The 15075-nt window shown below is 61.9% G+C and carries 13 protein-coding genes; 6 read left to right on the top strand and 7 right to left on the bottom strand.

Going from position 1 to position 15075, the window contains the following annotated elements; genetic code table 11:
- Nucleotides 1-210 precede the first annotated feature (210 nt).
- Nucleotides 211-1107, bottom strand: coding sequence for a LysR family transcriptional regulator (locus CIW50_RS16605; RefSeq protein WP_149532317.1), 897 nt, complete (start codon nucleotides 1105-1107; stop codon nucleotides 211-213).
- A gap of 263 nt (nucleotides 1108-1370) precedes the next feature.
- On the opposite strand from CIW50_RS16605, the gene CIW50_RS16600 reads away from it, so the two are divergent.
- From CIW50_RS16600 to CIW50_RS16590, 3 genes are all read left to right on the top strand, one after another.
- Complete coding sequence (locus CIW50_RS16600) at nucleotides 1371-2105, top strand: SDR family NAD(P)-dependent oxidoreductase (RefSeq protein WP_149532316.1); 735 nt, start codon at nucleotides 1371-1373, stop codon at nucleotides 2103-2105.
- Nucleotides 2106-2213: 108 nt separating this feature from the next.
- A complete protein-coding gene (locus tag CIW50_RS16595) occupies nucleotides 2214-2813 on the top strand; it encodes an NADPH-dependent F420 reductase (RefSeq protein ID WP_149532315.1) in 600 nt (199 codons plus the stop codon).
- Between the two features lie 1005 nt (nucleotides 2814-3818).
- Nucleotides 3819-4565, top strand: coding sequence for a class I SAM-dependent methyltransferase (locus tag CIW50_RS16590; RefSeq protein ID WP_149532314.1), 747 nt, complete (start codon nucleotides 3819-3821; stop codon nucleotides 4563-4565).
- A 65-nt stretch (nucleotides 4566-4630) separates the two neighbouring features.
- On the opposite strand, the gene guaA is transcribed toward CIW50_RS16590, so the two are convergent.
- The 3 genes from guaA to CIW50_RS16575 form a co-directional block, all read right to left on the bottom strand.
- Nucleotides 4631-6238, bottom strand: a complete 1608-nt coding sequence (gene guaA / locus CIW50_RS16585) for a glutamine-hydrolyzing GMP synthase (RefSeq protein WP_149532313.1) — start codon at nucleotides 6236-6238, stop codon at nucleotides 4631-4633.
- 64 nt (nucleotides 6239-6302) lie between these two features.
- Nucleotides 6303-7607, bottom strand: a complete 1305-nt coding sequence (locus tag CIW50_RS16580; RefSeq protein ID WP_149532312.1) for an RsmB/NOP family class I SAM-dependent RNA methyltransferase — start codon at nucleotides 7605-7607, stop codon at nucleotides 6303-6305.
- Nucleotides 7608-7647: 40 nt separating this feature from the next.
- Nucleotides 7648-7998, bottom strand: coding sequence for a hypothetical protein (locus tag CIW50_RS16575; RefSeq protein ID WP_149532311.1), 351 nt, complete (start codon nucleotides 7996-7998; stop codon nucleotides 7648-7650).
- Nucleotides 7999-8219: 221 nt separating this feature from the next.
- On the opposite strand from CIW50_RS16575, the gene CIW50_RS16570 reads away from it, so the two are divergent.
- Together CIW50_RS16570 and CIW50_RS16565 are read left to right on the top strand one after the other, a co-directional pair.
- Nucleotides 8220-8861, top strand: coding sequence for an acriflavin resistance protein (locus CIW50_RS16570; RefSeq protein ID WP_149532310.1), 642 nt, complete (start codon nucleotides 8220-8222; stop codon nucleotides 8859-8861).
- 69 nt (nucleotides 8862-8930) lie between these two features.
- Nucleotides 8931-9782 (top strand): metallophosphoesterase family protein, encoded by an 852-nt coding sequence (locus CIW50_RS16565; protein WP_149532309.1) that lies wholly within the window; start codon nucleotides 8931-8933, stop codon nucleotides 9780-9782.
- A 25-nt stretch (nucleotides 9783-9807) separates the two neighbouring features.
- Here the strand turns inward: CIW50_RS16565 and curA are convergent, their stop codons facing one another.
- The 3 genes from curA to guaB form a co-directional block, all read right to left on the bottom strand.
- Nucleotides 9808-10830, bottom strand: a complete 1023-nt coding sequence (gene curA / locus CIW50_RS16560) for an NADPH-dependent curcumin/dihydrocurcumin reductase (protein WP_149532308.1) — start codon at nucleotides 10828-10830, stop codon at nucleotides 9808-9810.
- Nucleotides 10831-10917: 87 nt separating this feature from the next.
- Nucleotides 10918-11544, bottom strand: coding sequence for a hypothetical protein (locus CIW50_RS16555; RefSeq protein WP_149532307.1), 627 nt, complete (start codon nucleotides 11542-11544; stop codon nucleotides 10918-10920).
- Nucleotides 11545-11784: 240 nt separating this feature from the next.
- Nucleotides 11785-13272, bottom strand: coding sequence for an IMP dehydrogenase (gene guaB, locus CIW50_RS16550; RefSeq protein WP_089263865.1), 1488 nt, complete (start codon nucleotides 13270-13272; stop codon nucleotides 11785-11787).
- 312 nt (nucleotides 13273-13584) lie between these two features.
- On the opposite strand from guaB, the gene CIW50_RS16545 reads away from it, so the two are divergent.
- On the top strand, nucleotides 13585-15060 hold the full coding sequence (locus CIW50_RS16545) for an MFS transporter (protein ID WP_149532306.1): 1476 nt from the start codon (nucleotides 13585-13587) through the stop codon (nucleotides 15058-15060).
- Nucleotides 15061-15075: the final 15 nt, after the last annotated feature.

Genomic DNA, 15075 nt, shown 5'->3' with positions numbered 1-15075 from the left:
CGAGTACGTCAATCGCGACCGACTGACAAGATACCGTATTGCAGCAAAAATGGTTGTTTAAATTCAGCTTTCAACGGTCAAAACATGACCGCAGGCATGCTTGCCGCACTGAAATGATGGTTCTCACCCGATCCGTCGCAAAGAAGCTCTCCGAAGCGTCGGCGTTACGTGCCACCATCAGCCAATTGGTGGCGGGCGACCTGCCACGCGTCAGTCGCGCGATACGGACAGCCCCGCGAGAAGCGGAGCGTAAGCGGCGAGCCTGCGGGATACGAATTCGGTGAAGAGCCGTACGCGCTTCGTCTTGCGTGTCTCCCCCTGTGTAAGAAGCCAAACCGTTCCGTACATGTGCAACTCGGTGCCCGGCACCCTCACCAGCAGAGGGTCGGCATCGCCAACGAAGCACGGCAGTGTCGTGATCCCGAGCCCTTGCCGGACGGCGGCGATCTGCGCTGCGGCGTCCGTAGTCCTGAACGGAACCCCCGTGGCGCCAACCTCACCCTCAGTCGCCCAATCCGGAACTCCATGAATGCTGATGACGATCCACCGGATCGGATCACCCGTGCCCGCACGCCAGGCGGCCAGTCGATCGCAAGACATGTAGACGCCGCCGAACACCTCCGGTCCCTTCTGGCCGTGAAGATTGAGCGGCAGGGTTTTGCGGTCGTAGACGACACGGATCGCCACGTCGGCCTCCCGGTTGGTCAGATTTGCCAGCTCGCCGAACGACAGAATGTCCATCTCGATGTCCGGATGCAGACGCGCGAAATCGGCGAAGTCCGGCATCAGCAGATGTGTCGCGAGGGGCGGCGCCAGCGTTACCCGCAGACGCCCGCGCACGCCCTGGTCACGGCCGAAGACACGCGTCTCCAGCTGATGCGACGACGCCTCCATCTGGTCCGCGAATTCCAGGACCTCTTCGCCCGCAGCCGTCAGGCGGTAACCCGAAGGCAGCTTTTCGAACATCTGAACCCCGAGGCGTTCCTCAAGCTGGGCGATGCGTCGCAGCACGGTCGCGTGGTTCACACCGAGGCGCTCGGCGGCAGCCCGCACCGAGCCTCCGCGCGACACGGCCAGAAAGTAGCGAACGTCATCCCAGTCGATCATGGTGCAATCTCGCACCACGCGGTGCGCCTTCCAGGCCCGTATCCAAACATGGTGCAGCAATACGGGCTGTCATCATAGCCTATGGCGACGAACGCGGTCCAATTCCGACCGGCGGACACCGATCGTCGCGGCTGGCGTCAGCCGCCCAGCCGGATCGATTTCGCACCACCGATGTGCGCGCTTCCGCACTCACCACCTGACGCCGGCAGTCCCATCTCGAAGTTCTCGGAGGCAGATGCTGTCCCGACAACACAGGAGAAGACATGGGAAAGCTTGACGGTAAGGTTGCAGTCATCACGGGTGGATCGAGCGGCATGGCGCTGGCGAGCGCCAAGCGGTTCGTTGAAGAAGGCGCCTATGTGTTCATCACGGGCCGGAGGCAGGAGGCGCTCGACGAGGCCATCAAGCTGATTGGCCGGAATGTGACCGGCGTGCGCGGCGACGCAGCCAATCTCGACGACCTCGACCGCCTGTTCGATACGGTCAAGCGGGTCAAGGGCAAGATCGATATCCTGTACGCGAGCGCCGGCACAGGCGAAGCCGTCCCACTGGGCGAAATTACCGAGCAGCATTTCGATGCGACCTTCGGCCTGAACGCGCGCGGCACGCTCTTTACTGTTCAGAAGGCGTTACCGCTGTTCAACGATGGCGGATCGATCTTCATGACCGGGTCGGTTGCGTCGCTCAAAGGTTTTCCCGGTTACAGCGTGTATGCGGCGAGCAAGGCGACGCTGCACGCATTCGCACGCGGATGGCTCAACGAACTCAAGAGCAGGAATATCCGGGTGAACGTGCTGCACCCCGGGCCGATCGCCACACCGATGCAGGACCAGGTTCTCACTGAAGAAGCGAAGCAGATGTTCGCATCCCTGATCCCGCGGGGAACGATGGGTCGTCCTGAGGAAATTGCGGCGGTCGCGCTGTTTCTTGCTTCAGACGATTCAAGCTTCGTGAATGGGCTGGAGTTGTCTGTCGACGGCGGCTTCTCGGCGATCTGAAATCGCACCTCGTTCACCGCAGGACCTCTGCGCGGGCGCCACCGCGGACCGAGTAACCCGGCGCCCTCGAAGCCCGTGAATCAATATCAAAACAAATCGGAGAAGATTATGAGCTACGCGATTATAGGATTCGGCAAGATCGGCCAGGCCCTCGCCCACGCCTTCGCCCGCAGAAACATCGACGTGACCGTCGCGAGCCGCCGGCCGCCCGAGGCATTGGCGCAACAGGCCCGGGCGATCGGACCCACGGTCGTCGCCAGGTCGCTGCGGGATGCGCTCGAGGCCGATACCATCATCCTGGCGGTCCCTTTCGGCGACCATCGCGAAGTTGCGAAGATCCTGCCGAGCTGGGACGGCAAGACGATCATCGACGCGATGAACCTGTTTCCAGGCCCCGACGAGCCGGACGGCCTCCCGGGCTCCGCCTTCGTCGCGAAGGCATTCACCGGCGCCAAACTCGTGAAAGGCTTCAATCACCTGGGCGCAGCCACTCTGGCTACCGATCCGATCGTCGCGGGCGGGCATCGGGTTGTCTTTCTGTCTGCTGACGACGAGGACGCGATCGCTCCCGTGGCGGCCCTGGCCAAGCAACTCGGCTTCGCACCCGTCAAGCTGGGAAAGCTCAACGAAGGTGGCGCGCTGGTGCACGCACGCGGCCGCACCTGGGGCCCGCTCATCTTCCAGGATTTGTTCAAGAAGGAGCAGTGATCGACTGACGCCGTGTGATCGATGCCGAGAACTGGTCGCGCGCGCGAACGTCTTCGAGCAGCGCGCGACTGAATGTTTGAACGCTACAACGTAGCAACGCGTATGGCGGGTTAGCGAAAGCGTAACCCGCCATGACTGGCACGACCCGACGAAAGCATATGGTAGATTACGCCTCCGGCTAATCCACCATACAAGCCGACGGCAAAGGGCCAACTCAACATCCATGAAATTGGAAAATTCGGCCGCAGTATCAAACACGGGGTCAGCATAACAACCCAGAAAGGTATATCGACAATACAACTACTTTTAGATAGGGAAGGAGCGAATGGATTACCTGCAATGTTCGCTCCCACGCTTTGCGTGACCTTTCCCATTTTGATCGATTCCTAAAAGATGGCACCGATGCTTAAATTTCTTACTGTGGCTACTGTGCATGCTGCGTCGTACGCATCCATCCTAGGGCTGTATTTTACGCTGGTGCCGCTAGATCACCAAAGACCAAATTGGCATTGGATCTTGCTCGGGGCCAGCATACTTGCAACAGTTGTGTTGATCTTGAACGAATTTTTGGAGTATCGCCGATTTGCACCGAAGACTTACAAGTCGCAGGGTAAGATCGACTCTTTCATGTGCAAATGGGTCTCTGGGGGCGGTCGAGTAGCTATCTTTAGCCGCGACATGAGTTGGGCTAGGGTCGATCCCATTAGAGCAATCTTGCGCAAGAAAGCCGAACAGAACGAACTCATCGTTTGCCTCGAACATCCAAACGAATTGACAATCGAACTAGAAGCGTTAGGCGCGGAGATCGTTACCTACCAAAACTTAAATCATATACCTAGATCTAGGTTCACAATCGTGGACTATGGACGGGAAGGTGCCCGAGTGGCTGTAGGAGTTCACGAGAATAGTGGGCACGTAATACAGGAGTTTCGAAGCGGACATCATCCGTTCTACGCGGTGGCAGAAGACTTGGTAAAATTTCTTACCGCACGTCAGGGCGAGTAAATGTTTAGAAAGGTCGAAAAGAAGACGATCGCTGCGATAGCGGCAGAGTGGGATGCGCTCGCTCCGATAAGATACCAGCAGATCGTAAGTGGCGTAGATTTGACGTTCAAACACGTTTTAGCGCCAGCACTTCTGAGCCTCGCCTCAGCCGAAAATGCAGATACTGTGGTAGACGCTGGCTGCGGCGTGGGTATTCTAACAAATCTCTTAGCCGCACAAACCCGCGAGGTGGTAGGCGTCGACCCCAGCCCAGAGAGTATCTCAATCGCTCGGGCGCATTTCGGTCGATCGGCAGGATTTTTTTTGGGAACGCTGGAAACCTACGCAGCGAACTGTCGCGCGGAAGCGGATTTGATAGTAGCGAATATGGTCCTAATGGACGTGCTAGATCTAGACTCATTTATTAAGTCCGCGCACCGGTTGCTCCGTCCTGGCGGTGCTTTCATTTTCTCCACAACCCATCCTTGGTTCTGGCCCGTGTACTATGGCTACGTGGATGAGCCCTGGTTTAAGTACGAAGAGGAGACTGTTTTTGAAAGTCCATTTCGAATTTCAGCGCATCCAAACGTAGATTTGTTCAGCACTCAGGTGCACCGACCGCTCGAAAATTACGTCAACTCAATCGTAGGAGCGCAATTCGCAATTGAACGTCTATACGAGCCAATGCCAACCGCAGAAATTGATGCGCGCTACCCTGAGCCATGGCGATTTCCCCGCTATCTGCTGGGCGTCTGCCGTCGCCAATAGTTCGCGACGTTAGGCGTTGTTGTAAGGATCGCTGAGTTGCAGCGTTCGCAAAAAAGCCGACGAATCTACTCCCACTCGATCGTCCCCGGCGGCTTGCTGGTGATGTCATACACCACGCGGTTCACGCCCTTCACCTCGTTGATGATGCGCGTTGCCGTCTCGCCGAGGAACTTCATGTCGAACGCGTAGAAGTCGGCGGTCATGCCGTCGGTCGAGGTCACCGCGCGCAGGCCGACGACGTATTCATAGGTGCGGCCATCGCCCATCACGCCGACGGTCTTCACCGGCAGCAGCACGGCGAAGGCCTGCCAGATGGTGTCGTAGAGACCAGCCTTGCGGATCTGGTCGATATAGACCGCGTCAGCCTCGCGCAGGATGTCGAGCTTCTCGCGCGTGATCTCGCCGGGGCAGCGGATCGCGAGGCCAGGGCCTGGGAACGGATGACGGCCCACAAAAATATCCGGCAGGCCGAGTTCGCGGCCGAGATCGCGCACCTCGTCCTTGAACAATTCGCGCAGCGGCTCGACCAGCTTCATGTTCATGCGCGCCGGAAGGCCGCCGACATTGTGGTGCGACTTGATGGTGACTGACGGTCCGCCGGTGAAGGAGACGCTCTCGATCACGTCGGGATACAACGTGCCCTGCGCCAGGAAATCCGCGCCGCCGATTTTCTTCGCCTCGGCATCGAACACGTCGATGAACAGCCGGCCGATGGTCTTGCGCTTCACTTCCGGATCGGTGACGCCTTCCAGCTCACCGAGAAAGGTCTTCGATGCATCGACATGCACCAGCGGGATATTGTAATGGCCGCGGAACATGTCGACGACGGTCTTGGCTTCGTCCTTGCGCAGCATGCCGTGATCGACGAACACGCAAGTGAGCTGGTCGCCGATCGCTTCATGGATCAGCACGGCGGCAACGGCGCTATCGACGCCGCCGGAGAGACCGCAGATCACCTTGCCCTTGCCGACCTGCGCTCTAATTTTCTCGATCGCTTCCTCGCGGAAGGCGCGCATGGTCCAGTCGCCGGTGAAGCCGGCGATGTTGCGCACGAAGTTGCGGATGAGTTTCGCGCCGTCGGGCGTGTGCGCCACTTCCGGGTGAAACTGCATCGCATAGAATTTTCTGATATCGTCGGCGATGATCGAGATCGGCGAGCCCGGCGCCTTGGCGACAGCGCGAAACCCCTCGGGCATCTTGGTGACGCGGTCGCCATGGCTCATCCAGACGTCGTATTTGCCGCCCACTTCCCACACACCGTCGAACAGCGCGCAGGTGTCGGTGATCTCGATGGCGGCGCGGCCGAATTCGCGGTGATGGCCGGCTTCGACGGTGCCGCCGAGCTGCTGCGCCATGGTCTGTTCGCCGTAGCAGATGCCGAGCACCGGCACGCCGGCGGTAAGGATCGACAATGGCGCCGACGGCGCGTTGTCGTCGAGCACCGAGGCCGGGCCACCGGACAGGATCACGGCCTTCGGCTTCATCTCGGCGAAGGCGGCCTCGGCCTTGTTGAACGGCACGATTTCCGAATAGACGCCCTCCTCGCGGACGCGCCGCGCGATCAGCTGCGTCACCTGAGAGCCGAAATCGACGATCAGAATCTTGTCATGCGCCGCGGCCACATGGGGTGACGGATCGGCGGGCGAAACGGAGGTTTTGCTGGGGGCTGTCATAGCGAGGAATTACGCGACTCATGCCGGCCTCGCAATGCCGGAATTCGCATTGTCCTGCCGAAAACTATGCCTTTTTGCGCGTCATGACCGACACGAAAAACCCGTCCGTTCCGGTCCGCCGCGGGGTCATCAGCAGGCCCTCGGGGCTCTGATAGGTCGCGGCGGCGAAATCCTCGGATTTGTCCCACAGCACCGACATCACCTGCGCGGGCGGTACCACCGCAAACTCGGGCTGGCGGGCGGTAAAGGCGCGGATCTGGTCGCGGTTTTCCTGCGGGAGCACCGAACAGGTCACATAGGCGATCCGGCCACCCGGCTTCACGAGCGCGACGGCGCGGTCGAGCACCTCGGCCTGGTCCTTGATCCGGACCTCGAGCGCGCCCGGCCGCATCCGCCATTTGGCGTCGGGATTGCGGCGCCAGGTTCCGGTGCCGGTGCATGGCGCATCGATCAGCACCAGGTCGGCCGAATTATAGATATCGCTCAGGGTGTCGTCCGGGCCCTTTGGCGTGCGGATATCGGCATTGTGCACGCCGGCGCGCGACAGGCGCTCGTGGATCGGTGCGAGCTGGCGCTTGTCGGCATCGGTGGCGATCAGCCGACCCTTGCCCTGCATCATCGCCGCCAGCGCCAGCGTCTTGCCGCCGGCGCCCGCGCAAAGGTCGATCACCTGCTCGCCCGGCTTGGCGCCGGACAGCAGCGCCGCAAGCTGAGAGCCCTCGTCCTGCACTTCGATGGCGCCCTTGATGAAATCCTCCTCGGCGTGGATGCCGGGATTGCGCGCATCGGCACCGAGATCGATCCGCAACCCAAGCGGTGACCACAGCGTCTCGGTGGCGCCGAGATGGCGCAGCGAGCCCAGTACCTTCTCGCGCTTGGCTTTCAGCGTGTTGACGCGCAGGTCGAGCGGCGCACGGCTGGCCATCGCGGTCGCTTCCGCCACGCGATCACCGCCAAACACATCAGCCAGCTGGCCATCGAGCCATTCCGGATAATCGCCGGCGATATGCGCCGGCGCATCCGCTACCGTGCGCGACGCCAGCGCCGAGCGCTCGGCGTCGGACAGCGGCTCCGGCGCGAAACGGCCGCCGTCGCACAGTGCAGCGATCGTCTCCACGTCCATGTTACGCTCGGCCTTGAGCATGCCGAGCACCCGCGCGCGCGACGTGTCGTCGTCCATGATCCAGGCGCTGGAGGCCCGCCGCCGCAGCACGTCCCAGACCAGCCCGGAAATCCCGGCCCGGTCGCCGGAGCCGGCAAAGCGGTGCGCGGTGCCCCACTCCTTCAGCGCCTTGGCGGCGGGGACACGCTGGGTGTCGATGGCCTCGATCACTTCGATCGCGGCGGAGAGGCGGGCGGCGGGAGTCATGGCAATCTTTCGACGGAGAGAGGCGCGACGCCACCCCCGATCAAATCAGGAGAAGCATCCGTAGCGCGAAGTAGAACCACATCGCCAACAACACAAGCGCGCTGGCGAGCCAGGCCTGCGATCCCCGGCTGCCGGCAATAAATCCGGCGCCCACGAAGCGGGCGATGACGAAGACCCAGGACAGACAGACCAGCACCAGGTCGATCTTGCGCAGCGGCAGGCCGATGGCGATCAGCGCGTAAAACAGCAGATCGAGCTGCGGAGCGGTATTCGGCAGGTCGCCGGCATCATTGCGGCTCACCACGCCGCCGCGCCGGCCGGTCCAGAAGAACATGCCCAGCGTGATCGCCACCAGCACGAAGACCGGCAATAAAACCCATTGAATCGACATTACAATTTCCTCAGCCACGGGAATTGAGGGCCGCGCGGCACCCCGCTCGCGCTACAGACCCGCCCCTTCGGAACATGACGATTAACCGGCCCAAGAGTTCCATATCTGTTCCATATGAGTTCCATGCCGGGTCCATCGTAGCTCCGTTGAACCCACCGGGCGGCCGTCGACACCCATTTGCAGGCGCTGTCCGTTGGCGCCCGGAACCCGCGAGCCCTGCCATGGCCACTCTCGATGCCCTCTTTGCGATGCTGACGCCCGGCGACCCCGACAGCTGGGCCGGCCTCATGATGTCCACGCTGGCTGGCGCCGCCGCGGCACTTGCCGTGGCCATCCTGCTGAACCTCTACTTCAGCGCCCGGTATCGCTCGGTCCGTGACGTGGTCCGGCACGGCGTCGCCACGCTGGCGGTGCTCGGCCTGCTGGCCTTCGCCGTCACTGACATGCGCCACACGGCGCTGGGCTATCTCGGCATCAACCCGACCCGCCCCGCGGTCGAATTCGAAATCCGCCTGCCCGATGCGGTCGCGGCCAAGATCAACGCGGAGGCCACGCAGATCGAGCTGCATACCGACCGCAATCAGGCGCTGGCCGCCATCAGCGAAGGCCCGACCTTTACGAATAAAGGCGAGAGCATTCTCAAGGGCACGGTGGCGCTGAAATTTCGCACAGCGCAGCGTGTGATGATCGTGAACGTACCCGGCGAGGCGCCGCTGATCTTCAAGCTGCGGCTCGCCGCCAGCCCGAGCCACTCCGCCGAGTTCAGTCCGTGGCATCTGGTCGATCAGGTGATCGCATCAGCCAGCGCGGGCAAGACGGCCCGCACCGACAACGGCTATGCGATCAGGTATCGCGTGATCTGACTTTCGGTCGCGCGAGCCATCTGGCTGACATCCGGAGCGGCTACACTCCCCGTCAGAGGAGTTCCCGCCATGTCCGAATTCCGTTTGATCCAGATTACCGATACGCATCTCGGCGCAGGCTTTCCGCAATTCGCCGCAAATTTCCAGCGCGTCTGCGCGTTCGTCGACGCGGCAAAACCAGACCTCGTTATCAATAGTGGCGACCTTGCCTTCGATGGTCCGGGCCATCCCGATGACCTGGCCTTCGCCAGATCACAGCATGACGCCCTTCCCGTCGCCTGCCGCTTTCTGCCGGGCAATCACGACATCGGCGACAACCCGACTCTGGTCGCCCCGCCCCCGGCCCAACTGATCTCCGAACAAAACCGGCAGGCATTCGTCTCGGTCTTTGGCCACGACCACTGGCGTTTCAATGCGGCCGGCTGGTGCTTCATCGGCCTGAATTCATTGATCATGAATAGCGGGCTCGCCTGCGAAGAGGAGCAGTTCGACTGGCTCGCCTCGCAACTGGCGGGCCTGAGCGGACGACCGCTGGCGCTGTTCATCCACAAGCCGCTATTCCTGAATACCCCGGACGATCCGGAACTGGCGGCGACATCGATCCGCTATGTCCCGATGCCCGCGCGCCGTCGTCTCATCGATCTGCTTGACCCTGTCGATCTGCGGCTCGTCGCCTGCGGTCATGTCCACCAGCGGCGCGACTACACATGGCGCGGCGTCAGACACATCTGGGCGCCTTCCAGCAGTTTCATCATTCGTCCGGAGGACAAGCAGGCGACGATCGGCGTCAAGGAAGTCGGGCTCGTGGAATACAGTTTCCAGCCCGACGGCTTTGAGGTGCGTCACGGCCGCGCGCCAGGCCAGACCGATATCGATCTGTTCACCGTCATCACTGCGGACGGTACAGTGCGCCCGCAGTGATGACAGTCTTGAAGGCGTATCCGCCTTATGCCTTGTCCGCCCCCACGCGCACCAGCTGCTTGCCGAAATTCGCGCCCTTCAGCAGCCCCATGAACGCCGTCGGCGCGTTGTCGAGACCTTCGGTGACGTGCTCCTTGTATTTCACCTTGCCCTCGCGCACCCATTGCGACATGTCGCGCAGGAAGTCGCCATGCATCGACGCGAAGTCGCGTACGATGAAGCCGCGGATGTTGAGACGCTTGGTGAGCACATTGCGCATCATCGCGCCGGCCCATTTCGGCGCCTCCGACGTCGTATCGTTGTATTGCGCAATCAACCCGCATACCGGAATGCGCGCGAAGAAATTCAGCAGCGGAAACACCGCCTCGAACACCGCACCGCCGACATTCTCGAAATACACATCGATGCCATCAGGACATGCGGCCTTCAGCTTCGCCGGAAAATCCGGATCGCGATGATCGAGGCATTCGTCGAAGCCGAGTTCTTCCTTCACATAGCGGCACTTGTCGGCGCCGCCGGCGATGCCGACAGCACGTGCGCCCTTGATCTTCGCGATCTGCCCGACGGCAGAGCCCACCGCGCCCGAGGCTGCGGCCACGACCACGGTCTCGCCCGCCTGCGGATTTCCAATCGCCAGCAGGCCCGTATAGGCGGTCATGCCGGGCATGCCGAGAATGCCGACAGCCGTCGAGATCGGCGCCAGCTTCGGATCGAGCTTGCGCAACCCTTTGCCGTCAGAGACGGCGTGGGTCTGCCAGCCGGCATGAGCGAGCACGATATCGCCCTTGGCAAAACCCGGATTGTTCGAGGCGATCACCTCGCACACGGTACCGCCTTCCATCACGCCATCCACTGGCACCGGCGCGGCATAGGACGGGCCGTCATTCATGCGCCCGCGCATATAGGGATCGAGCGACAGCCAGATCGTGCGCAGCAGCACCTCGCCCTCGCCCGGCGTTGGCACCGCATAGCCCTCGACACGGAAATTCGATGGGCCGGGCTCACCGTGCGGGCGCGATGCGAGAACGACGCGTTTGGCTGCTGACATGGATACTTCTCCGTTTGTTGTTCTTGATCGCAAAAAATGCGGCGCGCGATAATCGCGCGCCGCATTCAAAACGTAAACCGGCAAATATCAGGCAGTGATCTTCGCCAGCACCTTGTCGAATGCTGCAGCCGCGCTGTCGAGATCCTTGAAGGACAGGCCGCCATCGGCCGACTGCTTCTGCGCCGGTGTTGCCGTCGGGCGAATTTCAGCCACCGGCTTGCCGCCATCGAGCATCGTGAGCGGCGCGATCACCTGAAACTCATGCGTCTCGAGCGGTTGGTCCTTGAGCAGGAACACGCTGAGCGACGCGATATCCGTGCCGCGGCGATAGGAGATGTAGCGATCCACTGCGACCGAGCCGTCGCGCTGCATGCCGCCGAGCTTGGCATGGCCATCGGAGCCGAGCAGCTTGTGCGCCTTGAAGCCCTTCACGCCTTCCGACTTTGCCTTCGCGGTCGCTTCGGAGAGATCGTATTTTTCGGCCATCGCCTTGCCCACGGTTGCGAGCTCCGCCGACATGTCGTGTTCGAACTGCTTGGCTTCGCTGCGCGGCTGCCCGATTCGACGCGGCTTGTCGGCATTGCGCTTGGCGAGTTCGGCGGTGCACAGCTCGACCAATGCGGTGACCTCGCGGCGCGTCGCGTTCTCACGCAGGTTTTTCAGCTGCGCGGTGTCGAGAGCCGAGATGCGTTCGTCCGTCCATTCAATGGCCATAGTATCCAACGTTCTTTTCTGCGGGTGTTACTTCGACTGATGTCGAGATCATTCTCGAAAACGAGCACTACAGCGCGACGCGGGGCAAAGCCCCGGCGCCGGTTTTGCCAGCCTTGAGAAACCAAAGCCGACAGCGCACGTGACGCGCGAACAATAGCGCGTTTTCGCTGATCTGTGGGGCTCAATTTAGGCAGCGATGCCTATGCGGCACTGCGATAGCGCCGCATATCGTGCATATAGTTAAGCGCCACCCGGGTAATTCGGGCTTTCGCGGGTAATCGTCACGTCATGCACGTGGCTTTCCCGCAGGCCGGCGCTGGTGATGCGGACGAATTCTGCCTTGTCGTGGAATTCGGTCAGTGTCTTGGCGCCGACATAGCCCATGGCAGCGCGCAGGCCTCCGGCGAGCTGATGCATCACATTGGCCACCGGGCCCTTGTACGGCACCTGGCCCTCGATGCCTTCCGGCACCAGCTTCAGCGTATCCTTGATGTCCTGCTGGAAGTAGCGGTCCGCCGAACCGCGCGCCATGGCGCCCACCGAGCCCATGCCGCGATAGGCCTTGTAGGAGCGCCCCTGCCACAGGAACACTTCGCCGGGGGTTTCGTCGGTGCCCGCGAGCAGCGAGCCGACCATGGCGATGTCAGCACCCGCGGCGAGCGCCTTGGCGAGATCGCCGGAGAACTTGATGCCGCCGTCGGCGATGATCGGAATGTTGTGCTTCTTGGCGGCTTCCACCGCATCCATGATCGCGGTGAGCTGCGGCACGCCGACGCCGGCGACGATGCGCGTGGTGCAGATCGAGCCCGGGCCGATACCGACCTTGATGGCGTCGGCGCCCGCATCGATCAGCGCCTGCGCGCCTTCAGTGGTGGCGATGTTACCGGCAATCACCTGCACGGAGTTTGAAATCTTCTTGATGCGCGTGACGGCTTCCAGCACGCGCATGGAATGACCGTGCGCGGTATCGACGACGACCACATCGACGCCGGCATCGATCAGGCGCTCGGTGCGCTCAAAGCCGCCCTCGCCCACGGTGGTGGCAGCGGCGACGCGCAGACGGCCCTGCGCATCCTTGCTGGCCAGCGGATGCGCGACGGCCTTGTCCATGTCCTTCACGGTGATCAGGCCGACGCAGCGATACTGGTCATCGACCACCAGCAGTTTCTCGATGCGATGCTTGTGCAGCATGCGCTTGGCTTCATCCTGGCTGACGCCTTCCCGCACGGTCACGAGATTCTCGTGCGTCATCAGTTCGGAAATTTTCTGGTTCGGATTGCTGGCGAAGCGCACGTCGCGATTGGTGAGAATACCGACCAGCTTGCCGGGAACGTCCTTGCTCGCACCGGTGACGACAGGAATGCCGGAAAAGCCGTGCTCGCTCATCAGAGCCAGCGCTTCGGCGAGCTTCGCATCGGGACCGATGGTGAGCGGATTCACCACCATGCCGGATTCGTACTTCTTGACCTGGCGCACCTGCGCAGCCTGGCCTTCCGGATCGAAGTTGCGGTGGATCACGCCGAGACCGCCGGCCTGCGCCATGGCGATCGCCATGCGGGCTTCGGTGACGGTATCCATCGCCGATGCGATGATCGGAATGTTCAGCGGAATGGCGCGGGTGGCGTGGGAGCGGATATCGGCGTCGGACGGCAGGATGTCCGACAGGCCGGGCTTCAGAAGCACGTCGTCGAACGTGTAAGCTTCGCGGATCTTCTGAACGACTGCCATTGCCAACTCCATGCGGCGACCTCGGGGATCGCGGTAGAAACCTCTGGATGCACCAATTCGACGGCGGTGCAGGACACCGTCGTCGAATCTGAACCCATAAGTAGGATTGGCGGTGGTCGATAGCATGGTGCCGCGCGGAATCAAAGCGTTTGGCAGCCATGCACAGGCATTTTTGGCGTTTTTCGCGCACGCGGCTGGCAGGCGCAGTCACGGATGATTTAGGAGGTATTCGGCTTCGCACAATAGCCCACGCCCCGGCAGGGTGTTAAAGCGCAGCACGCTTCGGTACCCATTGGAATCATCAAGAATTTCATGACCAAAGAACGCTTGATCCCGCTCATCGTAGCCTCAGCCCTGTTCATGGAGAACATGGATTCCACGGTGATCGCGACCTCATTGCCGGCCATTGCCGCCGATATCGGCACCAGCCCGCTGACGCTGAAGCTGGCTATCACCTCCTACCTGCTGTCGCTCGCGGTGTTCATTCCGGCCTCCGGCTGGACCGCCGACCGTTTTGGCGCACGCGCGGTGTTCTCCATCGCCATCGGCGTGTTCATGATCGGATCGATCGGCTGCGCACTGTCGCAATCGGTCACGCATTTCGTCATCGCCCGCATCATCCAGGGTCTCGGCGGCGCCATGATGACGCCGGTGGGACGCCTCGTGCTGCTGCGTTCCATCGACAAGAGCGCGCTCGTTAATGCCATGGCGTGGATGACGGTGCCGGCGCTCGTCGGCCCGGTGATCGGACCGCCGCTGGGCGGTTTCATCACCACCTACTTCTCGTGGCACTGGATCTTCCTGATCAATATTCCGATCGGCTGCCTCGGCATCTATCTGGCCCTGCGCTTCATCGATCCGATCCGCTCGGAGGATCCGGAGCGCTTCGATCTGCTGGGTCTGGTGCTGGCCGGCGTCGGCCTCGCCGGCATTGCCTTCGGCCTATCGGTCGCCGGCCTCAATCTGCTGCCATGGCCGATCGTCGCCGGATTGGTCGGCATCGGCACGGTGTCGATGACCCTCTACGTGATCCATGCCCGGCGCACAGCGTCCCCGGTGCTGGACTTCTCGCTGATGCGGCTGGTGACCTTGCGCGCCGCCATCATAGGCGGCTTCCTGTTCCGACTCGGCATCGGCGCATTGCCTTTCTTGCTGCCGCTGTTGATGCAGGTCGGCTTCGGCCTGTCGCCGTTCCAGTCGGGAATGGTGACCTTCGGCTCTGCGGTGGGTGCCATGGGCATGAAGACATTGGCGGCGCGCATCATCCGTACATTCGGCTTCCGCAATGTGATGACCGTCAACGCCGTGGCGAGTTCGGTGTTCCTCGCCGCTTGTGCGCTGTTCACAGTGACAACGCCGCTGATGCTGATCCTGATCATCCTGGTGGTCGGCGGCTTCTTCCGCTCGCTCGAATTCACCGCCATCAATACGGTCGCCTATGCCGAAGTGGAGACGGCCCAGATGAGCCGCGCCACCACGCTGGTCAGCGTCAACCAGCAGCTGTCGATCTCCGCCGGCGTCGCAATCGGTGCGTTCTCGGTAGAATCCACCATGTTGATGCGCGGCATGACCGAATTGTCGGCATCGGATTTCGCACCGGCTTTCCTCGTGGTGTCGCTGATCTCCGCCACCTCGGCCTGGTTCTTCTGGCAGATGCCCGACGACGCCGGCCACGAAATCTCCGGCCGCAAAGTCATCGATATCGCCAGCCGCAAGGGCGAGGCAAAAGCCGCCGTCAAGGCGGCCAGCGAAGGCACCGCAGATGCAAGGGATCAGAAGCTGGGGTGAGTTGTGACGCGCTCA

It is taken from the genome of Tardiphaga sp. P9-11, from assembly GCF_008329525.1.
Classification (GTDB): domain Bacteria; phylum Pseudomonadota; class Alphaproteobacteria; order Rhizobiales; family Xanthobacteraceae; genus Tardiphaga.
The sequence above is the reverse complement of the archived record's forward strand: the minus strand, read 5'-3'. Positions and strand labels throughout refer to the sequence as shown.